This window comes from Vibrio sp. Vb0667 (assembly GCF_033391095.1).
In genome coordinates this window covers 42,598-69,203 of the sequence record NZ_JAWPOL010000008.1, presented here as the reverse complement: position 1 = coordinate 69,203, position 26,606 = coordinate 42,598, and the positions used below count along the sequence as shown (strand labels likewise).

The 26,606-nt window shown below is 45.1% G+C and carries 33 protein-coding genes; 20 read left to right on the top strand and 13 right to left on the bottom strand.

The genetic code is table 11. The features are described 5' to 3' along the window. From rplF to rplQ, 12 genes are all read left to right on the top strand, one after another. Entirely contained in the window at positions 1-534 is a 534-nt protein-coding gene (gene rplF / locus R8269_RS10740; protein WP_005379570.1) for a 50S ribosomal protein L6, read from the top strand. Positions 535-543: 9 nt separating this feature from the next. Beyond that, positions 544-897 carry a 50S ribosomal protein L18 gene (gene rplR / locus R8269_RS10735; RefSeq protein ID WP_005379568.1) on the top strand — a complete coding sequence of 118 codons (354 nt, stop codon included), beginning with the start codon at positions 544-546 and terminating at the stop codon, positions 895-897. Positions 898-911: 14 nt separating this feature from the next. Further along, a complete protein-coding gene (rpsE, locus tag R8269_RS10730; protein ID WP_004745894.1) occupies positions 912-1,415 on the top strand; it encodes a 30S ribosomal protein S5 in 504 nt (167 codons plus the stop codon). A gap of 7 nt (positions 1,416-1,422) precedes the next feature. Continuing rightward, complete coding sequence (gene rpmD, locus R8269_RS10725) at positions 1,423-1,599, top strand: 50S ribosomal protein L30 (RefSeq protein ID WP_005379565.1); 177 nt, start codon at positions 1,423-1,425, stop codon at positions 1,597-1,599. A gap of 5 nt (positions 1,600-1,604) precedes the next feature. Further along, entirely contained in the window at positions 1,605-2,039 is a 435-nt protein-coding gene (rplO, locus tag R8269_RS10720; protein WP_005383155.1) for a 50S ribosomal protein L15, read from the top strand. A 20-nt stretch (positions 2,040-2,059) separates the two neighbouring features. Then, entirely contained in the window at positions 2,060-3,394 is a 1,335-nt protein-coding gene (secY, locus tag R8269_RS10715) for a preprotein translocase subunit SecY (protein ID WP_005379562.1), read from the top strand. Positions 3,395-3,432: 38 nt separating this feature from the next. Next, positions 3,433-3,546 carry a 50S ribosomal protein L36 gene (rpmJ, locus tag R8269_RS10710; RefSeq protein WP_000868186.1) on the top strand — a complete coding sequence of 38 codons (114 nt, stop codon included), beginning with the start codon at positions 3,433-3,435 and terminating at the stop codon, positions 3,544-3,546. A 149-nt stretch (positions 3,547-3,695) separates the two neighbouring features. Next, positions 3,696-4,052: a 30S ribosomal protein S13 gene (gene rpsM / locus R8269_RS10705; RefSeq protein ID WP_005383154.1), complete on the top strand. Its 357-nt coding sequence runs from the start codon at positions 3,696-3,698 to the stop codon at positions 4,050-4,052. Between the two features lie 18 nt (positions 4,053-4,070). Next, a complete protein-coding gene (gene rpsK, locus R8269_RS10700; protein WP_001118870.1) occupies positions 4,071-4,460 on the top strand; it encodes a 30S ribosomal protein S11 in 390 nt (129 codons plus the stop codon). A gap of 27 nt (positions 4,461-4,487) precedes the next feature. Beyond that, complete coding sequence (gene rpsD / locus R8269_RS10695; RefSeq protein WP_005383146.1) at positions 4,488-5,108, top strand: 30S ribosomal protein S4; 621 nt, start codon at positions 4,488-4,490, stop codon at positions 5,106-5,108. Between the two features lie 24 nt (positions 5,109-5,132). Beyond that, entirely contained in the window at positions 5,133-6,125 is a 993-nt protein-coding gene (locus R8269_RS10690; RefSeq protein WP_005383143.1) for a DNA-directed RNA polymerase subunit alpha, read from the top strand. A gap of 26 nt (positions 6,126-6,151) precedes the next feature. Then, entirely contained in the window at positions 6,152-6,532 is a 381-nt protein-coding gene (gene rplQ, locus R8269_RS10685; RefSeq protein ID WP_005383141.1) for a 50S ribosomal protein L17, read from the top strand. A 135-nt stretch (positions 6,533-6,667) separates the two neighbouring features. Here rplQ and R8269_RS10680 read toward each other — a convergent pair whose 3' ends face one another. Beyond that, positions 6,668-7,147, bottom strand: coding sequence for a DUF2780 domain-containing protein (locus R8269_RS10680; protein WP_017820297.1), 480 nt, complete (start codon positions 7,145-7,147; stop codon positions 6,668-6,670). Between the two features lie 153 nt (positions 7,148-7,300). Then, positions 7,301-7,921: an FKBP-type peptidyl-prolyl cis-trans isomerase gene (locus R8269_RS10675; RefSeq protein WP_005383137.1), complete on the bottom strand. Its 621-nt coding sequence runs from the start codon at positions 7,919-7,921 to the stop codon at positions 7,301-7,303. A gap of 232 nt (positions 7,922-8,153) precedes the next feature. On the opposite strand from R8269_RS10675, the gene R8269_RS10670 reads away from it, so the two are divergent. Continuing rightward, positions 8,154-8,750, top strand: a complete 597-nt coding sequence (locus R8269_RS10670; protein ID WP_017820296.1) for a LysM-like peptidoglycan-binding domain-containing protein — start codon at positions 8,154-8,156, stop codon at positions 8,748-8,750. Between the two features lie 91 nt (positions 8,751-8,841). Here R8269_RS10670 and R8269_RS10665 read toward each other — a convergent pair whose 3' ends face one another. Beyond that, complete coding sequence (locus tag R8269_RS10665; protein WP_017820295.1) at positions 8,842-9,303, bottom strand: GNAT family N-acetyltransferase; 462 nt, start codon at positions 9,301-9,303, stop codon at positions 8,842-8,844. A gap of 142 nt (positions 9,304-9,445) precedes the next feature. Between R8269_RS10665 and dbpA the strand changes: the two genes are divergently transcribed. Next, the gene (dbpA, locus tag R8269_RS10660) at positions 9,446-10,825 is read left to right on the top strand and encodes an ATP-dependent RNA helicase DbpA (RefSeq protein ID WP_054579273.1); all 1,380 of its coding nucleotides are present in this window, start codon (positions 9,446-9,448) and stop codon (positions 10,823-10,825) included. A 53-nt stretch (positions 10,826-10,878) separates the two neighbouring features. Here the strand turns inward: dbpA and R8269_RS10655 are convergent, their stop codons facing one another. Both R8269_RS10655 and cpdB read right to left on the bottom strand, forming a co-directional pair. Further along, positions 10,879-11,457, bottom strand: a complete 579-nt coding sequence (locus tag R8269_RS10655) for a Crp/Fnr family transcriptional regulator (protein WP_054579272.1) — start codon at positions 11,455-11,457, stop codon at positions 10,879-10,881. Between the two features lie 97 nt (positions 11,458-11,554). Further along, a complete protein-coding gene (gene cpdB, locus R8269_RS10650; RefSeq protein WP_318222529.1) occupies positions 11,555-13,516 on the bottom strand; it encodes a 2',3'-cyclic-nucleotide 2'-phosphodiesterase in 1,962 nt (653 codons plus the stop codon). Positions 13,517-13,791: 275 nt separating this feature from the next. Between cpdB and cobA the strand changes: the two genes are divergently transcribed. The 5 genes from cobA (at position 13,792) to cysC (ending at position 19,702) form a co-directional block, all read left to right on the top strand. Beyond that, positions 13,792-14,667 carry a uroporphyrinogen-III C-methyltransferase gene (gene cobA, locus R8269_RS10645; RefSeq protein WP_167426973.1) on the top strand — a complete coding sequence of 292 codons (876 nt, stop codon included), beginning with the start codon at positions 13,792-13,794 and terminating at the stop codon, positions 14,665-14,667. A gap of 59 nt (positions 14,668-14,726) precedes the next feature. Further along, positions 14,727-15,635 (top strand): sulfate adenylyltransferase subunit CysD, encoded by a 909-nt coding sequence (gene cysD, locus R8269_RS10640; RefSeq protein WP_005379592.1) that lies wholly within the window; start codon positions 14,727-14,729, stop codon positions 15,633-15,635. An 18-nt stretch (positions 15,636-15,653) separates the two neighbouring features. Continuing rightward, complete coding sequence (gene cysN, locus R8269_RS10635) at positions 15,654-17,084, top strand: sulfate adenylyltransferase subunit CysN (RefSeq protein WP_047101905.1); 1,431 nt, start codon at positions 15,654-15,656, stop codon at positions 17,082-17,084. A gap of 251 nt (positions 17,085-17,335) precedes the next feature. Continuing rightward, positions 17,336-19,060 carry an SLC13 family permease gene (locus R8269_RS10630; RefSeq protein WP_047101907.1) on the top strand — a complete coding sequence of 575 codons (1,725 nt, stop codon included), beginning with the start codon at positions 17,336-17,338 and terminating at the stop codon, positions 19,058-19,060. Between the two features lie 24 nt (positions 19,061-19,084). Beyond that, a complete protein-coding gene (gene cysC, locus R8269_RS10625) occupies positions 19,085-19,702 on the top strand; it encodes an adenylyl-sulfate kinase (RefSeq protein ID WP_005379598.1) in 618 nt (205 codons plus the stop codon). Positions 19,703-19,791: 89 nt separating this feature from the next. Here cysC and R8269_RS10620 read toward each other — a convergent pair whose 3' ends face one another. The 7 genes from R8269_RS10620 to R8269_RS10590 all read right to left on the bottom strand — a co-directional run bounded on the left by R8269_RS10620 (position 19,792) and on the right by R8269_RS10590 (position 25,430). Then, complete coding sequence (locus tag R8269_RS10620) at positions 19,792-20,697, bottom strand: TIGR03899 family protein (protein ID WP_005379599.1); 906 nt, start codon at positions 20,695-20,697, stop codon at positions 19,792-19,794. A 322-nt stretch (positions 20,698-21,019) separates the two neighbouring features. Further along, positions 21,020-21,514: a DUF3299 domain-containing protein gene (locus R8269_RS10615; RefSeq protein WP_005379600.1), complete on the bottom strand. Its 495-nt coding sequence runs from the start codon at positions 21,512-21,514 to the stop codon at positions 21,020-21,022. 4 nt (positions 21,515-21,518) lie between these two features. Then, positions 21,519-22,778, bottom strand: a complete 1,260-nt coding sequence (locus R8269_RS10610; protein WP_005379602.1) for an ABC transporter permease — start codon at positions 22,776-22,778, stop codon at positions 21,519-21,521. After that, positions 22,775-23,503: an ABC transporter ATP-binding protein gene (locus R8269_RS10605; RefSeq protein WP_005379603.1), complete on the bottom strand. Its 729-nt coding sequence runs from the start codon at positions 23,501-23,503 to the stop codon at positions 22,775-22,777. The genes R8269_RS10610 and R8269_RS10605 overlap by 4 nt, the downstream gene beginning before the upstream one ends. Before the next feature lie 52 nt (positions 23,504-23,555). Next, positions 23,556-24,218, bottom strand: a complete 663-nt coding sequence (gene zrgA / locus R8269_RS10600; RefSeq protein WP_213915171.1) for a zinc uptake protein ZrgA — start codon at positions 24,216-24,218, stop codon at positions 23,556-23,558. Between the two features lie 133 nt (positions 24,219-24,351). After that, the gene (locus R8269_RS10595) at positions 24,352-24,651 is read right to left on the bottom strand and encodes a DUF2607 family protein (protein ID WP_213915172.1); all 300 of its coding nucleotides are present in this window, start codon (positions 24,649-24,651) and stop codon (positions 24,352-24,354) included. A gap of 227 nt (positions 24,652-24,878) precedes the next feature. After that, the gene (locus R8269_RS10590; protein WP_132936730.1) at positions 24,879-25,430 is read right to left on the bottom strand and encodes a YtfJ family protein; all 552 of its coding nucleotides are present in this window, start codon (positions 25,428-25,430) and stop codon (positions 24,879-24,881) included. Positions 25,431-25,645: 215 nt separating this feature from the next. Here R8269_RS10590 and R8269_RS10585 point away from each other — a divergent pair, with 215 nt between their 5' ends. Beyond that, positions 25,646-25,846 (top strand): DUF1107 domain-containing protein, encoded by a 201-nt coding sequence (locus tag R8269_RS10585; RefSeq protein WP_005379612.1) that lies wholly within the window; start codon positions 25,646-25,648, stop codon positions 25,844-25,846. Positions 25,847-25,916: 70 nt separating this feature from the next. On the opposite strand, the gene msrA is transcribed toward R8269_RS10585, so the two are convergent. Continuing rightward, complete coding sequence (msrA, locus tag R8269_RS10580; RefSeq protein WP_017633451.1) at positions 25,917-26,555, bottom strand: peptide-methionine (S)-S-oxide reductase MsrA; 639 nt, start codon at positions 26,553-26,555, stop codon at positions 25,917-25,919. Between the last annotated feature and the right edge of the window lie 51 nt (positions 26,556-26,606).

The window sequence follows — 26,606 nt, the reverse complement described above, 5'->3', positions numbered from 1 at the left end:
ATGTCTCGTGTTGCAAAAGCACCTGTCGCTATTCCAGCTGGCGTAGAGGTGAAACTAAACGGCCAAGAAATCACTGTAAAAGGTGCGAAAGGCGAACTAACTCGCGTTCTTAACAACGCAGTTGTAATCGCTCAGGAAGAAAATAACCTGACTTTCGGTCCTAAAGAAGGTGTTGCTAACGCATGGGCTCAAGCAGGTACTGCTCGCGCTCTAGTTAACAACATGGTTGTTGGTGTTACTGAAGGCTTTACTAAGAAGCTAACTCTTAAAGGTGTAGGTTACCGTGCTGCTATCAAAGGCAACGCTGTAGGTCTAACACTAGGCTTCTCACACCCAGTTGAGCACGAGTTGCCAGCGGGTATTAAAGCTGAATGTCCAAGCCAAACTGAAATCGTGATCACTGGTGCTGACAAGCAACTAGTTGGTCAAGTTGCGGCTGACATTCGTTCTTACCGTGAGCCTGAGCCATACAAAGGCAAAGGTGTTCGTTACGCAGATGAAAATGTGCGTACTAAAGAAGCTAAGAAGAAGTAAGGTAACACTATGGATAAGAAAGCATCTCGCATCCGTCGTGCTACACGTGCACGTCGTAAGATTGCAGAACTGGGTGCGACTCGCCTAGTTGTACACCGTACTCCTCGTCACGTGTACGCACAGGTTATCGCGGCTAACGGCTCTGAGGTTATCGCAGCAGCTTCTACTGTAGAAAAAGCGATCCGTGAGCAAGTGAAATACACTGGTAACGTTGATGCAGCTAAAGCAGTGGGTAAAGCTATTGCTGAGCGCGCTCTAGAGAAGGGCGTAACTGCAGTTGCATTTGATCGTTCTGGTTTCCAATACCACGGTCGAGTAGCGGCGCTAGCAGAATCTGCTCGCGAAGCTGGTCTGAAATTCTAAGGTAGGGTTGGAAGATGGCTAAAGAACAACAAGTTCAAGCGAATGATTTGCAAGAAAAGCTAATCGCAGTTAACCGTGTTTCTAAAACGGTTAAAGGTGGTCGAATCATGAGCTTCACTGCACTAACAGTAGTTGGTGACGGTAACGGTCGTGTAGGTTTCGGTTACGGCAAAGCTCGTGAAGTACCTGCAGCGATTCAAAAAGCAATGGAAAAAGCGCGTCGTAACATGACTACGATCGCTCTAAACGAAGGCACTCTTCACCACCCAGTGAAAGGTCGCCATTCGGGCTCTAAAGTTTACATGCAGCCTGCTGCAGAAGGTACTGGTGTTATCGCAGGTGGTGCGATGCGTGCAGTACTAGAAGTTGCTGGTGTACACAACGTACTATCTAAAGCGTACGGTTCTACGAACCCTATCAACATCGTTCGTGCAACGATCGATGCACTAGGTAGCATGAAGTCACCAGAAATGGTTGCTGCTAAACGTGGTCTAACTGTTGAATCTATTTCGGAGTAAGAACACCATGGCAACTATTAAAGTAACTCAAACTAAAAGCTCAATTGGTCGTCTGCCAAAGCACAAAGCTACTTTGCGCGGTCTAGGTCTTCGTAAAATCAACCACACAGTAGAACTTGAAGATACTCCGTGTATTCGCGGTATGATCAACAAGGTTTACTACATGGTTAAAGTTGAGGAGTAATCAGAATGCGTTTGAATACTCTAGCACCGGCTGCTGGCGCGAAAACTTCTGCGAAGCGAGTAGGTCGTGGTATCGGTTCAGGCCTAGGTAAAACTGGTGGCCGTGGTCACAAAGGTCAAAAATCACGTTCTGGCGGCAGTGTTCGTCCAGGTTTCGAAGGCGGTCAGATGCCTCTGAAACAACGTCTACCAAAATTCGGTTTCACTTCTCGTAAGAGCCTAGTGTCTGCTGAAGTTCGTCTAGCTGAGCTAGCGAAAGTTTCTGGTGACGTAGTTGATCTAAACAGTCTTAAAGCTGCTAACATCATCACTAAGAACATCGAATTTGTAAAAGTTGTTCTTTCTGGTGAAATCAACAAAGCAGTGACTGTTAAAGGTCTACGTGTGACTAAAGGCGCTAAAGCTGCAATCGAAGCTGCAGGCGGTAAAATCGAGGAATAATCTCGAGGAACGAGGTACAGATGGCTAAGAAACCAGGACAAGATTTTCGTAGTGCTCAGAGCGGCTTAAGTGAACTAAAGTCGCGCTTGTTATTCGTAATTGGTGCACTTTTAGTATTCCGAGCCGGCTCTTTTGTGCCGATTCCTGGTATTGACGCTGCTGTACTTGCCGATTTGTTCGAACAGCAAAAAGGTACCATCGTTGAAATGTTTAACATGTTCTCCGGTGGTGCTCTTGAGCGTGCATCTATATTAGCATTGGGCATCATGCCGTATATTTCGGCATCTATTGTTGTCCAATTGCTAACTGTAGTTCATCCAGCGTTAGCTGAACTCAAAAAAGAGGGTGAAGCAGGCCGTCGTAAGATAAGCCAATACACACGCTACGGCACGCTTGTACTTGCAACCTTCCAAGCTATAGGTATTGCAACTGGCCTACCAAACATGGTCGACAATCTGGTTGTTATCAACCAAACCATGTTTACGCTAATTGCTACCGTAAGTTTAGTAACCGGTACCATGTTCTTGATGTGGTTAGGTGAACAAATTACAGAGCGCGGAATTGGTAACGGTATTTCGATACTGATTTTTGCAGGTATTGTTGCTGGATTGCCTTCTGCAATCGGTCAAACAATCGAGCAAGCGCGTCAAGGTGAATTGCATGTACTTCTTCTGTTGCTAATCGCGGTATTAGCTTTTGCAGTAATTTACTTCGTTGTTTTCATGGAACGTGGTCAACGCCGAATCGTCGTTAACTATGCGAAACGTCAACAAGGTCGTAAAGTATTTGCTGCGCAAAGCTCGCACTTGCCTCTTAAAATTAACATGGCAGGTGTAATTCCAGCGATTTTTGCATCAAGTATTATCTTGTTCCCAGGAACATTGGCTCAGTGGTTTGGTCAAAACGGTGAGAGCAGCGCGTTCGGTTGGTTAACTGACGTGTCTTTGGCTCTTAGCCCAGGTCAACCGTTGTATGTAATGCTTTATGCAGCAGCAATTATCTTCTTCTGTTTCTTCTACACGGCGTTGGTTTTCAACCCGCGTGAAACAGCAGATAACTTGAAGAAGTCTGGTGCATTCGTACCCGGTATCCGCCCAGGTGAGCAGACAGCGAAATACATTGATAAAGTAATGACACGTTTAACCCTTGCTGGTGCACTGTACATTACCTTTATCTGTCTGATTCCCGAGTTCATGATGGTCGCGTGGAACGTACGTTTCTACTTCGGCGGTACATCGCTACTAATCGTAGTTGTTGTAATTATGGACTTTATGGCACAGGTACAGACTCATCTGATGTCTCAACAGTATGATTCTGTGTTGAAGAAAGCGAATCTGAAAGGCTACGGCCGTTAATCCGGCGGTAGACTCAGTTTCATTTACGGAGTTTAGCAATGAAAGTTCGTGCTTCCGTTAAAAAAATCTGCCGTAACTGTAAAGTAATCAAGCGTAACGGTGTCGTTCGCGTGATTTGCAGTGAGCCAAAGCACAAACAGCGCCAAGGCTAATTAGCAGAAATTTTTACTTGAAAATGAAGGTTGGGTCGAGTATATTCCTCGGCCTACCTTTTGCGTGCAAAAGAAGTAGTATTCCGCAGCGTATCCATAACGGGCTTTGCTGCGGCTAATTCTTTTATAGAAACACTTAGGAGTGAATAATGGCCCGTATAGCAGGCATTAACATTCCTGATCAGAAACATGCAGTAATCGCTCTAACAGCGATCTACGGCATCGGTAAAACTCGTTCTCAAGCTATCCTAGCTGAAGTGGGTATTGCTGAAAATGTTAAGATCAGTGAACTAACTGAAGAGCAGATCGATCAACTGCGTGATGGTGTAGCTAAGTACACTGTAGAAGGTGATCTACGTCGTGAAGTATCTATGAACATCAAGCGTCTTATGGACCTTGGCTGTTACCGTGGTCTTCGTCATCGTCGCAGTCTACCACTACGTGGACAGCGTACTAAAACCAACGCTCGCACCCGTAAGGGTCCGCGTAAGCCGATCAAGAAATAATCGGGAAGGTAGAGTACAATGGCTAAACAACCAACTCGCGCTCGTAAGCGCGTACGCAAGCAAGTTGCAGATGGCGTTGCGCACATCCATGCTTCTTTCAATAACACAATCGTAACCATTACTGACCGTCAAGGTAACGCTCTTGCATGGGCTACTGCAGGTGGTTCTGGTTTCCGTGGTTCTCGTAAGTCTACTCCGTTCGCTGCACAGGTTGCTGCTGAGCGTTGTGCTGAAATGGCTAAAGAATACGGCCTAAAGAACTTGGAAGTTATGGTTAAGGGTCCTGGTCCAGGTCGCGAATCTACTGTTCGTGCACTAAACGCCGCTGGTTTCCGCATCACAAACATCGTTGATGCTACACCAATCCCTCATAACGGTTGTCGTCCACCTAAGAAACGTCGCGTATAACGTTTCTAGGACAATTGGAGAAGAATCATGGCAAGATATTTGGGTCCTAAGCTGAAGCTTAGCCGTCGTGAAGGCACTGACTTATTCCTTAAGTCTGGTGTTCGCGCGATCGATACCAAGTGTAAAATTGATAACGCACCAGGTGTACACGGCGCTCGTCGCGGTCGTCTATCTGAGTATGGCGTTCAGCTTCGTGAGAAGCAAAAAGTACGTCGTATGTACGGCGTTCTAGAAAAACAATTCCGTAACTACTACAAAGAAGCTGCTCGCCTAAAAGGCAACACTGGTGAAAACCTACTTCAGCTTCTTGAAGGTCGTCTTGATAACGTAGTTTACCGCATGGGCTTTGGCGCAACTCGCGCAGAAGCACGTCAGCTAGTTAGCCACAAAGCTATCCTAGTAAACGGTAAAGTTGTAAACGTTCCTTCTTTCAAAGTAGCGGCTAATGACGTTGTTTCTATTCGCGAGAAAGCTAAACAGCAAGCTCGTATCAAAGCAGCTCTAGAAGTTGCTGAACAACGTGAAAAACCAACTTGGATTGAAGTAGATGGTGGCAAGATGGAAGGTACATTCAAGCGTATGCCTGAACGTTCTGATCTATCAGCTGACATCAACGAACAATTGATCGTCGAGCTTTACTCTAAGTAAGGTTTAAACTAAAGAGAGGACACAATGCAGGGTTCTGTAACAGAATTTCTTAAGCCACGTCTAGTTGACATCGAACAAATCAGCTCGACTCACGCAAAAGTAACTCTTGAGCCATTAGAGCGTGGCTTTGGTCATACTCTGGGTAATGCACTTCGCCGCATCCTTCTATCTTCTATGCCAGGTTGTGCTGTAACAGAAGTAGAAATTGAAGGCGTACTTCATGAGTACAGCACGAAAGAAGGCGTTCAAGAAGATATTCTTGAAATTCTTCTAAACCTTAAAGGTTTGGCTGTGCGCGTTGCCGAAGGCAAAGATGAAGTGTTCATTACTTTGAACAAATCAGGCTCGGGCCCTGTGGTTGCAGGTGACATCACCCATGATGGTGATGTAGAGATCGCTAACCCTGAACACGTAATTTGTCACCTGACGGATGACAACGCTGAGATCGCAATGCGTATCAAAGTTGAACGTGGTCGTGGTTATGTTCCAGCTTCTGCGCGTATCCATAACGAAGAAGACGAGCGTCCTATCGGTCGCCTACTAGTAGATGCTACTTACAGCCCAGTAGACAAAATTGCCTACGCTGTAGAAGCAGCTCGTGTAGAACAGCGTACTGATCTAGACAAGCTTGTTATCGATATGGAAACAAACGGTACTCTAGAACCTGAGGAAGCAATCCGTCGTGCAGCTACAATCCTAGCTGAACAATTGGATGCATTCGTAGATCTTCGTGATGTACGAGTTCCTGAGGAGAAGGAAGAGAAGCCAGAATTCGATCCGATCCTACTGCGTCCTGTAGACGATCTTGAACTAACAGTTCGCTCTGCTAACTGTTTGAAAGCAGAAGCGATTCACTACATCGGTGATCTAGTACAACGTACTGAGGTTGAGCTACTTAAAACGCCTAACCTTGGTAAAAAATCTCTTACTGAGATTAAAGACGTACTTGCGTCACGTGGTCTGTCTCTGGGCATGCGCCTAGAAAACTGGCCACCTGCATCAATCGCTGAAGATTAATCGATACTAGTTAGAAGGATTAGGTCATGCGCCATCGTAAGAGTGGTCGTCAACTCAACCGCAACAGCTCACATCGCAAAGCGATGTTCAGCAACATGGCTAGCTCTCTAGTACGTCATGAAGTTATCAAGACTACTTTGCCAAAAGCAAAAGAGCTACGTCGCGTAGTTGAGCCTTTGATTACACTAGCTAAGACTGACAGTGTTGCTAACCGTCGTCTAGCATTTGCACGTACTCGTGACAACGAAGTAGTTGCAAAACTATTTAACGAACTAGGTCCACGTTTTGCTGCTCGTCAGGGCGGTTACACTCGTATCCTAAAAGCTGGCTTCCGTGCTGGTGATAAAGCTCCAATGGCTTACATTGAGCTTGTAGATCGCCCAGCTGCTGAAGAAGCTGCTGAGTAATCAGTTCGTAAGAACGAGAAAGCCGAGCATTAGCTCGGCTTTTTTGTATCTGTAATTCAGTAAACCTTTATATCCAGCCTGCATTTATTTCAACCCATGCAGACTGGCAATTTAAAAAGTGACTATCACTTGCGCTTATTTACTAGTATTCCACAACCCGCCCAACGAACTTAGAAGCCCTTCGCTAGCGCCTTGCTTGTTCAAGTAATCCAAGATTACTGGAGCAAACTGACTGATCATAGATGGGTCTAAACCTAACGTATCGAATGCACTTTTTACTGCACTGATATTCTCAATATTTCCTAGTAAGCTTTGTGCTCCTTGCAAGTTTGAAAGTCCAGGAATCAAAGACTGTAACTCACTACTATTTTCTTGCGAAAGCTGGCTTTGAGCCAAAGCGAGTAGTGCACCACTGCCTCCGGCTGCTTGCTCAGTGGATACTGGTAATTGGCTAGTTAGCATGTCTGTTAATGGAGACGACTCGGTGTTCAAGCTGCTGCCGACCATGTCCATCAGGCCACTTTCTTTACTTTTTTGAGTGACTGAATCTAAGAATGCGTGCGCACTACCAATGTTGATTGATAGGAGTGCTAGAGTTAGGAGTGTTTTACGCATAGTACCTCCAAAGGTTGAGCGTTTTTTAAAAGTGATTTTATTTTTAAAGGCTATCAGAGTGAAAGGTTCAGAGGTGAGAAAGTCTATTCAGTTTAGACAAAAAAACGGCGCTAGTGCGCCGTTTTATTTAATCATAATTGAAAATGGTTTCAATTAGATAATATCTAATAGTTCTACTTCGAAAACTAAAGCTGCAAATGGAGGGATAGCCGCACCAGCGCCACGCTCACCGTACGCAAGATCTTGTGGTACGTATAGCTTCCACTTAGAGCCAACAGGCATTAGTTGTAGTGCCTCTACCCAACCTTTGATTACACCTGTAACAGGGAATTCAGCAGGTTGACCGCGAGATACAGAGCTATCGAATACAGTACCGTCAGTTAGCTCACCGTGGTAGTGAACGCGAACTGAGCTTTCTGCTGTAGGAACTGCACCAGTACCTTCAGAAATGATTTCGTACTGAAGACCAGAGTCTAGAACGTTAACTTCAGGTCGTAGAGCGTTGTCTTTTAGGAACGCTTCGCCTTCTGCTGCCGCAATTTTTGCTGCTTCTTGGCGAGCTGTTTCTGCACGAGTGTGAAGTTCTTGTAGTGCTTTGTTGATTTCATCAATTTCGATTGATGGCATGTCACCAGTTAGTGCTGTTGCAATACCTGCTGCGATAGCATCAACGCTAAGACCTTCAAGACCAGAGCCTGCAAGTTGCTGACCCATTTGCAGACCAATGCCGTAGCTTGCTTTTTGTTCTGCAGTTTCAAATTTAATTTCAGACATGAATGTCGCTCTTATTAGGAGTGATAAAGGTAACAGGATATCAGTTTCGAGCTTAGGTTTAAATGATTGCGACTGAATGCTTAATTGAGGCGGCCAGGTTGTGACTTATCTCTTACTCCAAGTGAAATTTCTGCTAATTTAATCCCAATTCCATTTTAGTTTGGTGAAAAACATATACTCTCCGCGTCGGTATTTTTATACTGACCGTAGAAGTATTAAGGGACTCATTACAATGAATCGTCGCAGAAAGAAAAAGCAGCAAGTCGACTATGTCGAATTGGTTAAACAAAAATTCGCTGCTATCGACTGGAAGCAGCCGTTCAACAAAGAGCAATGGTTGGAGCGTATACAGCCTGTTAAGCAGTTTTGGTTGCGTCTGCCTAAATTTCATCAGCGTGCTTTGATGGTCTTAGTGCCATTGATTCTGGTACTCCTTGTTATTCCTTTGCCAAATAAAACAGATCAACCAGTTGAGCAGACTGAGGTCGATCATCAACGCGTAGCGATTGAGCTGAACGCGCAGAGTTTAAGCCAGCAGAGAACCTCTCAGAACTCTGGACCGAAATCTGAAGATTGGAAAGAGTACACGGTTAAAAATGGTGATACATTAGCGCAGGTTTTCAGAAGTAATCAGCTCTCTATGGCGGATCTTAGCGCTCTGGTCAAAATAGAAGGCAGTGATAAGCCGCTAAGCCAAATAAAGCAGGGACAGTTGATTCGCTTTAAGCTTAGTGACGAAGGCGAGTTAGATATGCTACAGCTGGAAAAAAGCGGGCGGTCCGTTATGTTTTTCCGTTTGTCGGATGGGACCTTTGGGCGTAACAAGTAAACGCTTCAAATGAAAAGACGCGAATATATCGCGTCTTTTTAGTTAGTTTTTTAATTCGATTAGTTTTCATAGTAACCAATCGAATTGAAACTTATAGCGCTACGGATTCTTTCCGCATATCCACATGAGGGATACCATCTTCAAGATAGCACTCTGAGATAACCTTGAATCCATGACTAGCATAAAACTGGATGAGGTGTTCTTGAGCACCTATATCTATTGTCTGTCCTGGCCATAATGTTTCGCATTGTGCCAAGGCCTTGTCCAATAACTTATGACCTAAGCCACCGCCTCGCGCGGTCTGCTTTGTCACCACTCGACCAATACTCACATTGTCATACGTAGTGCCTGCGGGCAGTAATCTTGCGCAAGCAACCAGTTCATCACCGTGATAGCCTATTAGATGATAAACGCCTTCCAGTGTGTCCTTACCATCAAGTTCAGGGTAAGGGCAGGTTTGTTCAACAACGAATACATCCACACGCAATTTCATCATTTCATACAGCTGTGTGGTTGTTAGCTGAGCAAAGGGCAAAGTAATCCAAGTGAGCATGTTGTTATCCGTAATGAGAATAGAGTGACTGACTTTACTTTGTTTTGAGCTCATACTCATTAACAAAGGTTAATTAGCACTGGTTTTCCCACCAAATCTGGTGATAATGTGCCCTCTTTCCATCTCACCTGAGGATATCCCCGTGAGCAAACAAACATTCGATCAAGTTGGGCTGAACCCAGCGTTACTCGCCACACTTGATTCCCTGAACTATACCCACATGACGCCAATTCAAGCTTTGAGCTTGCCTGCAATCCTAAAACATCGTGATGTCATCGGGCAGGGTAAAACGGGCTCAGGTAAAACCGCTGCATTTGGTTTAGGGGTTTTATCGAACCTCAACGTCAAACGCTTTCGTGTCCAGTCATTAGTATTGTGTCCAACACGTGAGCTTGCAGATCAAGTAGCGAAGGAAATTCGTACTTTAGGTCGCGGCATTCATAATATTAAAGTGCTTACTCTCTGCGGTGGGATGCCAATGGGGCCACAAATTGGTTCGTTAGAGCATGGTGCGCATATCCTAGTTGGTACTCCTGGTCGTATTTTGGATCACCTTGAGAAAGGCCGAATTGATCTTAGCGAACTGAATACCTTGGTGCTAGATGAAGCTGATCGCATGTTGGACATGGGTTTCCAAGACGCATTAGATGCGATTATTGATGCAGCGCCAAAGCAGCGTCAAACTCTACTTTTCAGTGCTACTTTTCCAGAAAAAATTGAGCAAATTGCGCAGCGTATAATGCAGACACCGGAAGTGATTAAGGTGGAATCGACGCATGATACCTCAAGCATTGCGCAGTACTTCTATAAAGTTGAAGGCTCGGAAGCACGTGATGAAGCGTTGGCGAATTTGCTGCTGACTCACCAGCCAGAGTCCGCGGTGGTTTTTTGTAATACCAAAAAAGAAGTTCAAAGTGTCGCAGATGAGTTGCATCACAAAGGATTCAGCGTTATCGATATCCATGGGGACTTAGAGCAGCGTGAACGCGACCAAGCATTGGTGCAGTTTGCTAACAAGAGTGTGTCTATCCTTGTTGCAACAGACGTTGCGGCGCGTGGTTTGGACGTTGATAATCTTGATGCTGTGTTTAACTTTGAGCTATCGCGCGATCCTGAGGTTCATGTGCACCGTATTGGTCGTACAGGTCGTGCGGGTAGTAAAGGTTTAGCGTTCAGCTTTTTTGGTGAGAAAGACGGTTTACGTGTAGCTCGTATTGAAGAATACCTAGAGATGGACGTGGTACCAGCAACATTGCCTGCCAAATCAAATCAGCAGCCATACCAAGCGAAGATGGTGACGATTAACATTGATGGCGGTAAGAAACAGAAAGTACGACCGGGTGATATCTTAGGTTGTTTGACAGGAAAAAATGGTATTCCAGGCTCTCAAGTCGGAAAGATCCACCTATTCCCTGTACGCGCTTATGTTGCCGTCGAAAAGTCTGTGGCTAAAAAGGCTCTACAGACCATTAGTAACGGCAAGATGAAAGGGCGCCAATTCCGGGCGCGAATTCTTAACTAGCTCAAATAGCAGAGAAAAAGCTCTTCGTTTGAAGAGCTTTTTCTTTTTTGAGTTTATTTGAGAGTGTGATCTTTGGTTAAGCGTGCTTTGATTCGACTCAAACTGATTGGCGTAATGCCCAGGTAGGCCGCAACTTGACTATCGGTAATACGTTGCTTTAAATCTGGGTAATGAGCGCAAAATAATTGATATCGTTCTTCTGGAGAGTGGAGCAACATAAAGCGTTCTTTATTCTCTTTATTAACCAGTTGGTTTTCGAGTAGCTTTAAGTAAATGGCGTGCTTTTCTGCTCGCCAGTGATGCAACGTTTCAATTGGCAAGCAAAATAGCTGACAAGCGCTCAGCGTTTCCAATAAGTAAGGCGAAGGTTGGTCCTTTATTATGCTCTCAAACCCGATAACCCAGTCCTTCTCCCAATAAAATTCTTTACTGAATTCTTTGCCGTGCTCCGTGAGATAGCTTGCGTGGCATAACCCCTCAATGATGAAGTAAAGGTGTGAGCTAAACTCCCCTTGGTGATTAAGAATGTGGCGTGTAGGCAGTTCGAGTAACTCACCATTTTCAATAAGTTGGTTTGCTTCTGTCTCTAAAAAGCCATGTTTGACTAAGTCTGAAAAAAGATCGCTGTGCATGTGATAACTCGGAAACGGTTTTCTTTATTTTAACGGGTTTTATTGATAACAAAAAAGCGGCTCATGAGAGCCGCTTAGTGTTGTTGTCAAATCAACCTTATTTATTCAGATCGATTTGATAAATTGCGAAACCAATGTCGTCTGTTGACACGCGTTTCATTGGGTATTGTCCTTTCTCTTTGATGAACTGCGCCGCTTTATCGCTAGGGGATGTTTCGAAACGAATATCTAGCTTGTTATCGGACTTAATCGGTGCGAAAGACCAGTTGTTGTCAGCGCTTGGTGTCACTTCTCCTTTTTCTTCACTCACGCGAGAAATATAAGTGGCGACGACAGAGCGGTTTTCATCTGGTGCGTCAAATGCAATGAAATCTGGGCCTGTACCAGGGAAAGTATTGCTATAAGCACGGTAGTTATTGGTTGCGATGATGAAATCTTGCTTCGGATTGACAGGCTTACCATTGAACGTCAGATTCACAATGCGCTGAGAAGCTGGATTAATCACTTTACAATCCGCATCGTACTTCGGCGGTTGGGTAACGTCGATTTGGTAGTTAACCCCATCAATAACATCGAAGTTGTAAGTACGGAAATTATCCCAATCAATCAAAGATTGCGGTTTAGGATTGTTGATGTCGATGTGGTTGAATTGACCCGCACTGCACTCTAGCCATTCGCGAACTTCTTTACCTTTCACTTTCATCGCAACCAAGGTGTTTGGGTATAAGTAAAGATCGGCCGCATTACGGAAGGTGAGCTGACCGGATTCTACTTCTGTAAAGTTATTCGGATCGTTCTTACGACCGCCGACTTTAAATGGTGCTGCCGCACTCAGTACTGGAATGTCAGAAAGGTCTGGGTCGCCTTGAATAAAGCGTTCTACGTAGTCTTTCTGAGCAAGGTTAACGATTTGAATGGTGGGGTCGTCCTGCACTAATGCCAAGAAGCTGTACATGACATCATTTGCTTTGCCGATTGGTTGGTTTACAAATTCACGAGTGCCTTTGTGATCTTCTTCTAACGCTTTCACAATATCTTCATCGGCTTTAGCTAATGACTTCTTATTTACTTTATCGAAGATAGGGCGTGCTTCTGCTTGGCCTTCGACGACTTGCCATCTGCCGTCTTTCTCTTTCAGCATCAAATCCATCACACCTACGTGACTTCCCCAGCGACCCGGCATCACGGACGTTACACCATTGATGGTCCCTTTATCTATATCAACACCAGGTAGGTTTGCGAAGTCTTTCCCTGGGAAGACTGCGTGAGAGTGGCCAAAAGCAATTGCATCAATACCTTCAACTTCTGTGAGGTAGTAAACAGAGTTTTCAGCGCCTAGCTTGTATGGATCAGTAGAAATGCCCGAGTGTGGAATCGCCACAATCACGTCTGCGCCTTCTTTCTTCATTTGAGGAATCAGTTTCTCTGCTGTTTCCTTAATGTCTTTAGCAAAGACTTTGCCTTCTAAGTTCTTCTTATCCCATACCATAATTTGTGGTGGTACAAAGCCGATGTAACCCACTTTTATTTGATGCGCTTCGCCGTCTGTGTCTTTAAATGTGTGAGTTTTGATGAGGTAAGGCTTGAAGTAATGCTCACCGGTTTGTTTATCAAATACGTTTGCATTGATGTAAGGGAAGTTTGCCCCCTTCAACGTCGTTTGTAGGAAATCTAAGCCATAGTTGAACTCATGATTGCCAATATTACCCACATCGTAGTCTAGCTTGTTCATCGCTTTGTAGACTGGGTGCACGTCGCCGGGATTAATCCCCTTTGCCGCCATGTAATCGCCCATTGGGCTGCCCTGAATTAAATCACCGTTATCTACTAGTACCGAGTTTTCAGCCTCGGACTTAGCTTGTTTCACTATTGTTGCTGCGCGACTTAAACCGATTTGCTGTGATGGTTGGTCTTTGTAGTAATCGTAATCCATCACGTTGGTGTGAATGTCGGTGGTTTCGATAATACGAAGCTTGATGGTATCGGCCATTGCTGGACCAGCAAGCGTTAGCATGCCACTTAATACTGCGAGGGAAATAGGATGAACTGCCACTTTCATTTGGTGCTCCAATTCAATGATAAGGGGAAATTGTACTGCGTAATGTATCAAACACAGGTGCAACTCGATGATAAAGATACAGAAAACTGTGAACATTAATCAGTTTACTGAACCTTATTCATATTAACCGCCGACTTTTTCACGCTTTTGAATGAGACCAAACAAAAACTTCTTAGCAGATTTTTGAATAAAAAATGAAATTTTAGAATTTCAGGTAATATAAACGCCCCGCCATAATGCTTGCATAACGATATCAATGGACGATGAGCAAGCACATGGCAACGAACGATTCAGTCACTTCTTTTCCTAAACCAAAGCCCCGGTTAGTTTCTGACAACCCAGTCGCTGGTGTTACTCGTTTTGCAAAGCAATCGCTACAGCCTGGTGAAGTCGCCTTAGTAGGTGCAGGACCAGGCGATCCTGAACTTCTGACGGTGAAAGCACTGAACTGCTTGCAGCAAGCTGACGTGGTTTTGTTCGACTACTTGGTGTCTGAAGAAATCATGGCATTGATTCCAAGCGATACGATTTTGGTGTGCGTTGGGAAGCGAGCTGGGCATCACAGTGTGCCGCAGGAGAAGACGAATCAGCTTTTGGTGGATTTTGCCAAGCAGGGCTACAAAGTAGTGCGCATTAAAGGTGGTGATCCGTTTGTATTTGGTCGTGGTGGTGAAGAGTTAGAAGTGCTTGCTGATGCCGGCGTTCGTTTTCAAGTTGTCCCTGGCATTACCGCAGCAGCTGGCGCAACCGCTTATGCTGGTATTCCACTGACTCATCGTGATTATGCGCAATCGGCCATCTTTGTGACTGGCCACTTGAAAGAAGAAAGTGATGAGATGGATTGGTCCACGTTGGCGCGTGGGAATCAGACTTTAGTGATCTACATGGGGCTGATGAAATCACACTATATTCAGAATCAACTCATTAAGCATGGTCGTTCAGCGTCGACTCCGATTGCCATTATTGAGCGTGGCACGCAGATTCAACAAAAAGTATTTACGGGAGAACTCTCCCAACTCTCTGATTTATCGAAGGAAGCACAGTCGCCATCTTTGATTGTTGTCGGAGAGGTAGTGCGACTGTCTCAAAAGTTAGACTGGTTTTTGTCTAGTACTGAATTCAACAAAAGTGCTATTGCCAACTCCATATAATTTCAGACCAAAGATTAGAGACGTAATGCGCCTTCAAGCTTAAAAAGGAAATACAAAACATGGACCAACAACGTTTAACTCACCTTAAACAACTCGAAGCGGAGAGTATCCACATCATCCGTGAAGTTGCGGCTGAGTTTGATAACCCAGTCATGATGTATTCGATTGGTAAAGACTCATCAGTGATGCTGCACCTTGCGCGTAAAGCTTTTTACCCAGGTAAGATTCCATTTCCATTGCTGCATGTTGACACCGATTGGAAGTTCCGCGAGATGATTGAATTTCGTGATCGCACCGCGGCCAAATACGGTTTTGAGCTTTTGGTACATAAGAATCCAGAAGGTCTAGCCATGGGCTGTAGCCCGTTTGTTCATGGTTCTTCTAAGCACACTGACATCATGAAGACTCAAGGCTTAAAACAAGCGCTGAACAAGTACGGTTTTGATGCGGCCTTTGGTGGCGCGCGCCGCGACGAAGAGAAATCACGGGCGAAAGAGCGCGTGTATTCATTCCGCGATAAGAACCATACATGGGACCCTAAAAACCAACGTCCTGAGCTATGGAAGACGTACAACGGTCAGGTTAATAAGGGTGAGAGCATTCGTGTATTCCCGCTGTCTAACTGGACTGAGCTTGATATCTGGCAATACATCTATTTAGAAAACATCGAGATCGTGCCGCTTTACCTCGCGGACAAACGCCCAGTTGTTGAACGCGATGGCATGCTGATCATGGTTGATGATGATCGTATGGAGCTTCAACCGGGTGAAGTGATTGAAGAGAAGAGTGTGCGCTTCCGTACCCTTGGTTGTTATCCATTGACCGGGGCCATCGAGTCTGAAGCAAACACTTTAACTGGCATTATCGAAGAGATGCTGGTGGCAACGTCGAGTGAGCGCCAAGGCCGAGCGATCGACCACGATCAGTCAGGATCGATGGAGCTTAAGAAACGTCAAGGTTACTTCTAAAGGATCTAAGGAAAGATAATGAACAGTGCAGTTGAAGCTCAATTAGCCGAGCTTGGTATCGAAGGCTATTTAACACAACACCAGTACAAGTCGTTACTTAGATTCTTGACTTGTGGCTCGGTGGATGACGGTAAAAGTACATTAATCGGTCGCTTACTCCATGACTCAAAACAAATTTATGAAGATCAGCTAGCAGCAGTGCACTCAGACAGCCAACGTGTGGGTACCACGGGTGAAAAGCCCGACCTTGCGTTGTTGGTCGATGGCTTACAAGCTGAGCGTGAGCAGGGGATCACGATTGATGTGGCTTACCGCTATTTCTCGACGCAGAAACGTAAATTCATCATTGCAGATACCCCTGGACACGAGCAGTACACACGTAACATGGCTACAGGTGCATCGACATGTGACTTAGCTGTGATTCTGGTTGATGCACGTAAGGGCATTCTCGATCAAACTCGTCGTCATTCTTTCATTTCCAACCTGTTGGGTTTGAAGCACTTTGTTGTGGCGATCAACAAGATGGACTTAGTGGATTACTCCCAAGAGCGCTTTGAAGAGATCCGCGACGAGTATTTGAAGTTCTCTGAGAATCTGACAGGGGATATTGATATTCAAATCATCCCGATCTCAGCGCTTGAAGGGGACAATGTGGTGGATAAAGGCCAAAACCTGACTTGGTTTAAAGGCCCATCATTGCTTGAGCTTCTTGAAACGGTCGATGTGGATCAAGAAAAAGGCGCGGGTGAATTCCGCTTCCCTGTGCAATACGTTAATCGTCCTAACCTCGATTTCCGTGGTTTTGCGGGGACCATTTCTTCTGGTTCGATCAAAGTCGGTGATGCCATTAAAGCATTGCCATCGGGTAAAACGTCAACTGTGGCTCGTATTGTGACCTTTGATGGTGATATCGAAGAAGCTCGTGCCGGATTAGCTGTCACTCTGACGCTAAGCGATGAGATCGATATTAGCCGTGGCGATTTGATTGTTCTAGATAATGCTCAAGTGGAAACCACAAACCATTTGCTTGCCGATGTGGTATGGATGACAGAGCACCCCCTGCAACCGGGTCGTGACTATGACATCAAAATCGCAGGTAAGAAAACCGTAGGTCATGTTGAAGCGATTCGTCATCAATATGACATTAATAATCTCTCGACTCATAGCTCGGCAGAGCTGCCATTGAATGGTATTGGTTTGTGTGAATGGTCTCTTAATGAGTCAGTCGCGCTGGACAATTATCAAGACTGTGCAGATACCGGTGGCTTTATCATTATCGATCGTCTGACAAACGTGACGGTTGGTGCTGGCATGGTTAAAGAGAGCCTCGCCGTGGTTGAGCGCGATTTGACGGGCATCTCTGCGTTTGAAGTTGAGCTTAATGCGCTTGTCCGTAAACACTTCCCACACTGGGAAGCAAAAGACGTCAGCCAGTTTCTGAAAAAGTAACTGGCTTACCCAAGTACGATAATTTCAGGCTCTGTCTGCTGTTGTACTTGGGGCGTCGCTACCTAACTGAATTGCGAAATGTCGTTAGGTATTCTCCTAATACCAGAATGCTTCGGTGGAGCCCAAGAAAACCGAGCATTCTGATGTTCTTTTCGCTTGCGCTGATTTTTGTCTGTTTACTCGTTTGTCGGTGTTTCATGGATAAATGAGTCGTTGTTGTGCCCTTTGGGGCTATTTGGTAAGGAAAGGCTATGTGGGAACAAGGGTTTGTGTTAGCGATTTTGCTTGGCATTATCACTTGCTTGCTTGTCACGAAAATTAAGCCTAGTTACGTCTTTGCGGGTGCCGCTTTTATTGCATTCATGGCTGGGATGATGGATTCAGCCACTATCGCATCCAATTTTACCAACTCTTCATTGTTAACCCTGGTTCTATTGATTCTTGCATCCTGTGCTCTAGAAAAAACACTGCTGATCAGTTGGGTGAGCCGAAGTATCTCTGAGGGTCAGTTAGGCAGCGTGATTGCTAAGCTCGGTGTGTCGACCGCCTTGCTTTCTTCATTTACGAATAATACCGCTGTGGTTGTCTCATTGATTGGGGCGATTAAGCGTAATCAGCAGCATGCACCTTCGAAATTACTTATTCCCTTGTCTTATGCCGCCATTTTTGGTGGCACGTTAACTTTGATTGGTACGTCGACTAACTTAATCATCAACAGCTTTGTCGAAGACGCAGGCTTACCGAGCCTGAGCTTTTTTACACCTACGATGATAGGTTTGGCTGTGCTGGTGGGAGGGATGCTGATTCTTATCCCACTGAGCTACTTGCTACCGAATTATGATGATCAAAGTCAAGAAGATTTACCTTACTTTCTTGAGTCTCGCGTTGAGCCAGGCTCACCGCTAGTTGGGCGTACGATCAGCGAGAATAATTTACGTGCGCTGCGCAAACTGTTTCTTGCAGAAGTGGTGCGCGATGGTGTTACTGTTTCTTCTGTGGGACCGGATTTTGTGCTCAATGCAAAAGACCGCCTGTTATTTTGTGGCGATGTTGAGAGCGTCGCGACCCTGCAAGAAATTCCGGGCCTCAAGTTGTTTGGTCAGCAGCACTTAAATGGGCAAAACTTTATCGAAGTTGTGGTGAGCTCGTCGGCGACATTTTGCTACAAAACCCTCAAAGAGAGCCGATTCCGCGACCGATTCGATGCCGTTGTTGTGGCGATTCGCCGAGGCCACGAACGCCTAGAAGGTGGCTTGGGTAGTATTACCTTAGCGCCTGGGGACACGTTAGTTCTGGTTCCAGGAAAGCGTTTTGAGTCTGAACGCCGAGCTCATCGTAAAGAGTTTGTTTTAGTGCATGACTTGGACTCTAGCGCTCGGCTTGATACGAATAAGTCTTCCATTGTATTACTGGGCTTTGCAGCCGTAATTGGATGCGCTCTATTAGAGTTAGTACCGATTATTAAAGGTCTAGCTGCGTACCTTATCGCGCTTATTGCGTTTGGCATTGTGCAGATTTCAGAACTGCGCCGCCGTTTTCCGATCGATATCGTCGTGATTGTCGGTTCCGCTTTGTCTATTGCTCAACTGATGATCTCTTCTGGATTGTCAGAAAGAATGGGAGTGATGTTTATTGAAGCGTTTAATGGCTGGGGAGTATTTGGTGCCTTGGTGGCGACTTATATCATGACATTGGTACTCACTGAATTGGTGACAAACAATGCCGCGGCTGCGCTTTCTTTTCCTATCGGCTATAGCATGGCGGTGGGTTATGGCGTGGATCCGATGCCATTCATCATGGCGGTTTTGTTCGGCGCGAGTGCGAGCTTTATCTCTCCCTACGGTTACCAAACTAACCTGCTGGTGTACAGCGTAGGAAATTACAAATTGACCGACTACGTGAGAATTGGAGTGCCAATTTCGATTGTGTACTCTGTATTAGTACTTACTTTGATCCCGGTCTTTTTCCCGTTTTAATTCCGATATTTACAAGGATACGTTATGACTGCCGAAACGACGGTAAAAGATGAAAACATTGTTTGGCACCAGCATTCGGTTGATAAACAGTTTCGTGCTGAATTAAAGAAGCAAAAACCTGCCGTATTGTGGTTCACTGGCTTATCTGGAGCGGGTAAATCAACCGTAGCGGGGGCGTTGGAAAATCGCCTTGCAGCATTGGGTTACCACACCTATTTATTGGATGGTGACAATGTACGACATGGTTTGTGTAGCGATTTAGGTTTTTCTGAACAGGACCGTCGCGAGAACATTCGTCGTATTGGTGAACTGGCGAAGTTGATGGCAGATGCGGGTTTAATTGTTCTGTCGGCGTTTATTTCACCGCATCGTGCAGAGCGGAAGTTAGTGCGCGATTTATTGCCAGAAGGCGAGTTTATCGAAGTGTATGTCAATGCATCTCTAGAGGTTTGCGAAGGTCGAGATCCTAAGGGTTTATACCGTAAAGCCCGTGCGGGAGAGATTCCTAATTTCACTGGTATTGATTCGGAATATCAAGCGCCAGAGAACCCTGAAATCGATTTGCCCGCGGGAGAAAAGAGTGTCGATGAGCTGGTGGATTTGTGCTTAATCGATCTTAAACAACGCGGTGTGATCCGATAAAAAAGCATTTAGATCATAGGTGACCTAAAGCTCTTTGAGCAGCTGGAGAAGTATTTGGATCATAGGTGATCAAATGCTTCTCAAGCTGGCTAGACGGTATGATGAACCGTACTTTTAGCTTCACTATGGACACTAAATCTATGATTTAACAGTGCAAGCATTTGATCGTAGTATTCGGCATGTGGTTTGTTTCCGAGCAAGGTACAGAGCTCATTGCCTGTGGGTGTGAAGCGGTAATATAAAAGGCGGACACCTTTACTGTTTACGTTCAGTGACAAGTTTTTACCTTGGTAGGTGAGGACCAACGGTGTTTCGATACTAATTTCGCCAGATTCAAGTTCGGCACTGTGCAGCAGCCCTAATTCAATTAAGAGCAACAAGCTTGAATACGGCAGTTGAAAACTTCCCATATTTAGGCTGTTAGCGACGTCTCGCTTGCCGAAGCTAAATATGCCTCCTTGGGCTTTGTAACCAATCAGCAGTTTTCTGCTGTGATCCCCTCCAAAACTGCACGCTAAAGAGGCGGCTCTTTGCAGAGTTTGTGCTTCCTTTGGTGACATATCCTTGAGGGTTTTCAACGCTTTCATGGACGTTGAACCCGGATTGGTCACTTCACGCTTCATCACTTGAGCCCATAGCTTTTGCATCGCGCTGTTATGGATGTCTTGAGCCATCTCAAAAAATCGATGCAACCAATCTTGGTCTGGCTCTCCCGCTGTCTCATCTCGGCATGAACTGTGCGCTAATTTTAAAATCTGTTCTAAGTTTTTTTGTCGCTGTTCTTGGCGTCGTTGCTCTCGCAATTGGGCTCTTTCAAACGCAGATTTGGCTGGCGGTTCGGTTTGCAGTAAGGCGTCAAGACCGTGTATTTGGGCTATGGTTTTTACCTTACTAGCACTGTCTTTTATGTAGCCTTGTTTCTTTTCTTGTTGCGTATTTTTTTTTGTGTCTGACTGATGTTCGATGACAACAGGTTGCTTTGTCGGGTCTGCCATTCGTTTTCCTACCAAGAACTGCGCGGTTCGCACGTTTAAATTTACACCTTATCTGACCAAGCGACCAGACAGGAGTTCTCAGTTTTTGAACGAATAGGGCTATTCAAAATGATAATGAGTTGTTAAAATTGTTATCGTTATTTTGGAGGGGCTATGAAGTTCTCAGAAGCAGGTAAACTCAAAAAGCACCTGTCGATAGCGTTTCTTTTGGTTATTTATGTGGGCGTGTTAGCGTATTTATCTCGTTATATCGTGTAGCACAAAGCTAAAAAAGGCGCCAGTGTGACGCCTTAGGTGTAGCGAGGCTTATCGACGACTTAAATTACATATCGTCGTAGGCTTCTATTTCTGATCCCTCAATAACGTAAGCCGTTTCTGCCAGTTCGTGGTTTATCGTCTCGGTTTTCAACGTTCCAACCACATATATAACATCCCACAACTCTTGAACAGGCGCGCCTTTCGGAAACTTCACGTAAATGATCTGGTTTGGAGGCGGTGGTGGCACGTGAATACAAGCTCCAAAATATGGCACCAATAAAAATTCGGTGACGGTATCGGCATCACCTTCAAGTGGGATAACAAACCCCGGAATTTTAACTTGGCTTCCGTTCAGTTCTGGTCGAACGTTACCAATCTTGGACTGCTGGGCTGCGCCACCACTGTGATCAGATGCGGGCATGCCTATACTGTCGAACAATTTACGCTCTTTTTCTGGAACAAGGTCAATCCAGTCAAGCTTTAATGGTTCTTCGCTGGCCATAACAGGCGCTGTGAATGCGACGACCAGCAAGCAACTTGCGAGAATTTTTTTCCACATTTTATTAAATCCTTATTGTCATTCCGTCACTCAGTGACTGTCGGTAGGCGCGGAGTGCGGGAATGAAACCAATCACAATACCAGCGCATTGTACGAAACCTAATAGCATCCACTCATAAGTAGATAAGATGCTTAAGGTGAGATGTATTCCATAGTGCTGTTGGATGATCGGCTGCGCGATAGCAAGAATAGCATACAGCCCAGTAACGCCAGTAATAATACCAGCAGCAGTAAGCAAGCTGGCTTCACTAATTAAGAGTGAGAAAACATGACGAGGCCTTGCTCCCATGGCACGCAAAATCGCCATTTCACGGCGGCGTTCCTGTAGGCTAGTTAATAGACTGCTTAACATACCTAACAACCCTGCAATCACGACAAAACCAGATACTGCCATTAGGGCTTGCTCTGCAACAGACATCATTCCCCATAACTCATGCAACGCAACGCCGGGCATAATGGCGCTAAGCGGCTCTTTGGGGTAGGTGTTAATTTGTCTTTGCAGGGCGAAAGTTTGAATACGAGATTTCAAACCAACGAGCATAGCGGTAATTTGTTTGGGCTGAAAGTCTCTGTTTTTGAGATCTTGTGCCTTGGGTGTCGGGCCCAAACGCGCACCACTTTCCCATCCGACGTGAATGGCTTCGATGGCTTCCAATGATACATGGACAGTTTTGTCGACTGGTGTTCCTGTAGGTGCAAGGATACCGACAACTTTAAATGGCAGATTGTCATGACGGCTAAAGCCAACGTCGCTAATGCCGTGGGCAATGATGATTTCGCTACCGATATCATAACCAAGTTGTTTAGCGACATCAGAACCTAGCACGGTTTCAAATAAACCATTGAATTCTCTACCCTTGCTGAATGTTAGTGGTTGCTTACTTCCAAACTTGTAATGCTCAAAGTAACTGTGATTGGTTCCCATAACTCGGAAGCCTTTATGCGAGTCGCCAAGCGAGATTGGAATAGCCCAATCGACTGAACGATGATTGGCAAACTCTTGGTAGCTTTTCCAATCGATGTTGTTGGTCGCATTACCAATACGAAACACAGAATAGAGCAATAGGTTCACTTGCCCAGAACGTCCACCAATAATGAGGTCTGTGCCTGAAATTGTATTGGCGAAGCTATCCTTGGCTTGAGTTCGGATACGCTCGACGCCCAAGAGGAGTACCACTGAAATCGCAACGGTCATGATGGTTAGAATTGCCGTCGCTTTGCGGTTCATCAAGCTCTTCCAGGCGAGCTTTACAACAGCACTCATGATATGGCTCCTAGGCTAGATACTTGATTAATGTCGGGTAGATTGAGCGTGCGATCGAATAAGGGTTCGAGTGTTGGGTCGTGGCTAACGAATACCAGTGTGGCATTGGCTTGATTCGCTTGCTCCATGAGGAGCTCAATAAATGCCTTACGATTGTCATAGTCTAAAGCTGAGGTTGGTTCGTCAGCGATCACTAACTCTGGATGTCCTATCAGAGCTCGAGCCGCAGCCACACGTTGTTGTTGACCAATACTCAATTCAGAGACAGGGCGTGTATGAAGCTCGTTTGGCAAGTGCAGTCGTTCTAGTAGGGCCTGAGCCTGTTCATTTAACGTTTGAGATGAGGCACCTAAATGGGCACGGTCACGTCGTATTTTACTGAACTGACATGGCAATAATACGTTTTCAAGTACGTTAAGGTACGGCAATAAATTGAACTGTTGAAAGATGTAGCCAATATGATTGGCGCGAAAGCGGTCTCTCTGACTGGCACTTAAACTAGCAAGGTCAGTATCGAGTACAGATAGAGAGCCTGAAGTTAATGTGTTAATCCCCGTCAACAAAGCGAGCAAGGTCGATTTACCGCAGCCACTTGGACCTTTGATAAACACATGCTCGCCTTGTGTAATGTGTAATTTGGGGATGTGGATGGTTGGGTTGGTTGAACCGGGCCAGAAAAATTGGGCATCTTCTAGCTCGACAACATTTGGTGTGGTTTCAGTCATATTAAATCACCAAAGCTGTGGCGTGTAAGTGGGTACTTACACGCCACTCGTGTTATTTGATTACGATTTGGGTGTTATCTTTGCTTAATTTAATTGCTGATTGCATGGTATCAGTGAATATATTGACGCTGATGGACTCTGTAGTTGGGAATTGGTTAAACCAATCGGTTTGGATTTGGCTAAGCTGATTAACTTGTTCGCAACTGAAGCGATATTGCACCGAAAATTCACCGTGACCGCCATGATCGTGCGCCTCATCATGAGCGTCATGGTGGTCATGGTGGTCATGTTTATCATGATGTTCATTGTGATCATGGTGTTCGTGCCCTTCATGATCGTGATGTGCATGGTCATCATGGTCGTGCTCACTATGATCATGTTCCTCATGAGTTTCGCTTAGGTTGTGGCTCACGTAAGCTTCTTCAATATTACAATCAGCTTGTGAGTTAATAGCGAACAATGCGTTGCTGTCTTCGAGTGTAGCGACGGCTTGTTTAAGCGCTTGCTCTTGTTGCGCGTTTTCTGGAGCATGTTCGAAACCCACAACATCAGCTCCAGGAGCTGTAATCTCTACTAACAGATCTTTGCCATCTTGGGCGATATTAAACTCGACGTGACCATGCACATGAGCACCATGCTGGCGGTATTCGTTTGCATTCGCTGCTGTTGATAAAGTGAGGCCAATAGCAAGGGCTAAAACGTGTTTTGATGACATTGTATTTTTCCTAATTTTACTGGCATTAACCAAAGGCGGTATTGCTCAGATTCGAGTTTCACTAAGTTATTGTTCCTGACACACTAGGTGCGGAAATGAACTCAATAATTTTGAGTGTGGAATAGTTTGGAAATTAAGCAAAATAAGGAGGGGCACGAGCTGCGCCAAGAACTTCTTCGCCGTACACGAGATGCAAAAAAACATGATGATGCTGGGCGCGCGTAAAAGTCGGTGTAGAGAGGGTAGGTTGTACCTTTGCTATACCGTGCTGAACACCAGAAAATAATTGGCAATGATGATGGGTATGATGGTCGGGCGTCAGATCGACTTGATGAAGTACAACCGCAAAGTTCCAAGCGATCAGCATCGCAACACTGAAAAATAAAGCAGTGCGATACCAATATCTTAGTGTTTTTTGCTGGTGGTGGTACATCTGAGCTCCTCTTACCGACTGTTATAATATAACACCCATAATGAATAAAAGTTCACTCTTTTGTTGGCTAGCAGAAAAATTTAACTCTACACATACGTGCCGAAAAATATTGGTAATACTCTCTGATGGAAGTGTCGCACTTATAAAGAGCAGAGTTGTCACTGCCCATGCTTCTAATCAAATTCATATAGCTCCTTACAACAAGAACAAGGAGCCATTCAATGAAGCTAGATGTTCTGTTTAATAAGCTCAATGACTTTTGTTATCTCATCTTGCTCAAGTGCGCCCTCTTTGACGAACAGAACTTTGCCCGTTTTGTCTTGAACAATAATGGCCGAGCTTTCTTCTTTCAGGTCCCAAGTATTAGCAACTACGCCATTTTCATCAAGAACCATGGATGACCAAGGAAACTCTTTTTTGCTGTCTTGAGCTGAAGACTTCACGAAAGAGCCTGTCCCCCAAATTGCATCATCTTGGTTGATGATAGTCGTCGTCTGGTAGCTTTCTTGTGGAAAATTTTCCGCTGTTATTGCTGACATTAAAGGGGCATTCATTTCTTTTGAACTGCTTCGGCCTGCGATGGCTTGAATAACACGAACTTTGCCTTGCATATGTTGAGTTGCCCAGGGTTGGTATGCAACGCCTTCGCCTTGTAAAACAATCTCGCCGTAAGCGGCAACATTGACAGGAGGAACGCTTTTACCCACTGACAAGTTGTGTGCAAAGGTCAAGCTTGGCGTTAAGGCCAATAGCAGAGGTAGGAGAGTCTTAGTTTTCATATTGTTATATTCCGTACGAGGTTTGGAAGCTTCCAGTATATATCCAGATCTTAGAAATTTGTAGGACCGTTGATAACATTTATTTAACGTATGGAGTGGTGTAATCTTGCGTTATATTTAGAATTTGCTAAAATGATTTCCGTCGCAAATTGCGCATTAAGATTGCAGAGGAAAAATAAGCAATCCGTGTTTTCTCAAAGGAATTGAGGTGAGTTATGCTACGTGAGTTTGCTGTATATCGACCATTACAAGTGGCCCGTTTTGTTAAAACGTTGTTCAAAGGTCAATTTTTTATTGTTGGGGTTGGCTGTTTTCAGTTCGACAATGGCAAAGTGTTACTACCTGACGTCAACGATCATAAAAGGCTCACCATCTTTAAAGAAGTAAACCAAGTGATAGCATCATTATCGGCTTAGTTAGCTTGGTACCCACTTAGATTTAGAAAAGAGCGACCATATCGGTCGCTCTTTTTGTTGCTGGTTAGGTTTATCCTTGGAGGCTTGGTGGGAAGCAAACTCCCGTTCCTCCGATGCCACAGTAACCATCAGGGTTTTTCGCCAAATATTGCTGGTGGTAGGTTTCCGCAAAGTAATACGGACCTGCTGGTTGTATTTCGGTGGTGATGTTCGCGCGCTGCTCTTCTTGCAGTGCTTGCTGATACAAGAGTTTCGATTTCTCTGCGCTCTCGAGCTGCTCCGTCGAATAAGTGTAAATTGCAGAACGATATTGAGTACCTAAGTCGTTACCTTGACGCATTCCCTGAGTTGGGTCGTGTTTTTCCCAAAAAACAGCCAGTAGCTTTTCTAATGAGATGACGCGTTCATCGAAAACGACTCGTACGACTTCTGTATGACCCGTTTTACCCGTACAGACTTCTTCATACGTGGGATTGGGTGTGTAACCCCCAGCGTAACCGACCGAAGTAGATACAACGCCGTCGAGTTGCCAAAATACGCGCTCAGCGCCCCAAAAACAGCCCATTCCGAGCAAGATCTGCTGTTGGTGTGACGTCAGAGGCGCCTTTAGGTTAGATTTATTTACAAAATGATGATCGTCAATCTGCATTGGTTGATCTCTACCTGGCAAGGCATCTTCTATACTGATCAATGTTTGTTTGTTGAGCATGGTATTTGTCCTTCAATACGTGTCTTAAATTTGCGAACTTTTTCATTTCGT

Excerpts from the sequence above, each read along its gene's own strand:
- rplF (WP_005379570.1), top strand. The coding sequence starts at position 1 with ATGTCTCGTGTTGCAAAAGCACCTGTCGCTATTCCAGCTGGCGTAGAG.
- rplR (WP_005379568.1), top strand. The coding sequence starts at position 544 with ATGGATAAGAAAGCATCTCGCATCCGTCGTGCTACACGTGCACGTCGT.
- rpsE (WP_004745894.1), top strand. The coding sequence starts at position 912 with ATGGCTAAAGAACAACAAGTTCAAGCGAATGATTTGCAAGAAAAGCTA.
- rpmD (WP_005379565.1), top strand. The coding sequence starts at position 1,423 with ATGGCAACTATTAAAGTAACTCAAACTAAAAGCTCAATTGGTCGTCTG.
- rplO (WP_005383155.1), top strand. The coding sequence starts at position 1,605 with ATGCGTTTGAATACTCTAGCACCGGCTGCTGGCGCGAAAACTTCTGCG.
- secY (WP_005379562.1), top strand. The coding sequence starts at position 2,060 with ATGGCTAAGAAACCAGGACAAGATTTTCGTAGTGCTCAGAGCGGCTTA.
- rpmJ (WP_000868186.1), top strand. The coding sequence starts at position 3,433 with ATGAAAGTTCGTGCTTCCGTTAAAAAAATCTGCCGTAACTGTAAAGTA.
- rpsM (WP_005383154.1), top strand. The coding sequence starts at position 3,696 with ATGGCCCGTATAGCAGGCATTAACATTCCTGATCAGAAACATGCAGTA.
- rpsK (WP_001118870.1), top strand. The coding sequence starts at position 4,071 with ATGGCTAAACAACCAACTCGCGCTCGTAAGCGCGTACGCAAGCAAGTT.
- rpsD (WP_005383146.1), top strand. The coding sequence starts at position 4,488 with ATGGCAAGATATTTGGGTCCTAAGCTGAAGCTTAGCCGTCGTGAAGGC.
- R8269_RS10690 (WP_005383143.1), top strand. The coding sequence starts at position 5,133 with ATGCAGGGTTCTGTAACAGAATTTCTTAAGCCACGTCTAGTTGACATC.
- rplQ (WP_005383141.1), top strand. The coding sequence starts at position 6,152 with ATGCGCCATCGTAAGAGTGGTCGTCAACTCAACCGCAACAGCTCACAT.
- R8269_RS10680 (WP_017820297.1), bottom strand. The coding sequence starts at position 7,147 with ATGCGTAAAACACTCCTAACTCTAGCACTCCTATCAATCAACATTGGT.
- R8269_RS10675 (WP_005383137.1), bottom strand. The coding sequence starts at position 7,921 with ATGTCTGAAATTAAATTTGAAACTGCAGAACAAAAAGCAAGCTACGGC.
- R8269_RS10670 (WP_017820296.1), top strand. The coding sequence starts at position 8,154 with ATGAATCGTCGCAGAAAGAAAAAGCAGCAAGTCGACTATGTCGAATTG.
- R8269_RS10665 (WP_017820295.1), bottom strand. The coding sequence starts at position 9,303 with ATGCTCACTTGGATTACTTTGCCCTTTGCTCAGCTAACAACCACACAG.
- R8269_RS10655 (WP_054579272.1), bottom strand. The coding sequence starts at position 11,457 with ATGCACAGCGATCTTTTTTCAGACTTAGTCAAACATGGCTTTTTAGAG.
- cpdB (WP_318222529.1), bottom strand. The coding sequence starts at position 13,516 with ATGAAAGTGGCAGTTCATCCTATTTCCCTCGCAGTATTAAGTGGCATG.
- cobA (WP_167426973.1), top strand. The coding sequence starts at position 13,792 with ATGGCAACGAACGATTCAGTCACTTCTTTTCCTAAACCAAAGCCCCGG.
- cysD (WP_005379592.1), top strand. The coding sequence starts at position 14,727 with ATGGACCAACAACGTTTAACTCACCTTAAACAACTCGAAGCGGAGAGT.
- cysN (WP_047101905.1), top strand. The coding sequence starts at position 15,654 with ATGAACAGTGCAGTTGAAGCTCAATTAGCCGAGCTTGGTATCGAAGGC.
- R8269_RS10630 (WP_047101907.1), top strand. The coding sequence starts at position 17,336 with ATGTGGGAACAAGGGTTTGTGTTAGCGATTTTGCTTGGCATTATCACT.
- cysC (WP_005379598.1), top strand. The coding sequence starts at position 19,085 with ATGACTGCCGAAACGACGGTAAAAGATGAAAACATTGTTTGGCACCAG.
- R8269_RS10620 (WP_005379599.1), bottom strand. The coding sequence starts at position 20,697 with ATGGCAGACCCGACAAAGCAACCTGTTGTCATCGAACATCAGTCAGAC.
- R8269_RS10615 (WP_005379600.1), bottom strand. The coding sequence starts at position 21,514 with ATGTGGAAAAAAATTCTCGCAAGTTGCTTGCTGGTCGTCGCATTCACA.
- R8269_RS10610 (WP_005379602.1), bottom strand. The coding sequence starts at position 22,778 with ATGAGTGCTGTTGTAAAGCTCGCCTGGAAGAGCTTGATGAACCGCAAA.
- R8269_RS10605 (WP_005379603.1), bottom strand. The coding sequence starts at position 23,503 with ATGACTGAAACCACACCAAATGTTGTCGAGCTAGAAGATGCCCAATTT.
- zrgA (WP_213915171.1), bottom strand. The coding sequence starts at position 24,218 with ATGTCATCAAAACACGTTTTAGCCCTTGCTATTGGCCTCACTTTATCA.
- R8269_RS10595 (WP_213915172.1), bottom strand. The coding sequence starts at position 24,651 with ATGTACCACCACCAGCAAAAAACACTAAGATATTGGTATCGCACTGCT.
- R8269_RS10590 (WP_132936730.1), bottom strand. The coding sequence starts at position 25,430 with ATGAAAACTAAGACTCTCCTACCTCTGCTATTGGCCTTAACGCCAAGC.
- R8269_RS10585 (WP_005379612.1), top strand. The coding sequence starts at position 25,646 with ATGCTACGTGAGTTTGCTGTATATCGACCATTACAAGTGGCCCGTTTT.
- msrA (WP_017633451.1), bottom strand. The coding sequence starts at position 26,555 with ATGCTCAACAAACAAACATTGATCAGTATAGAAGATGCCTTGCCAGGT.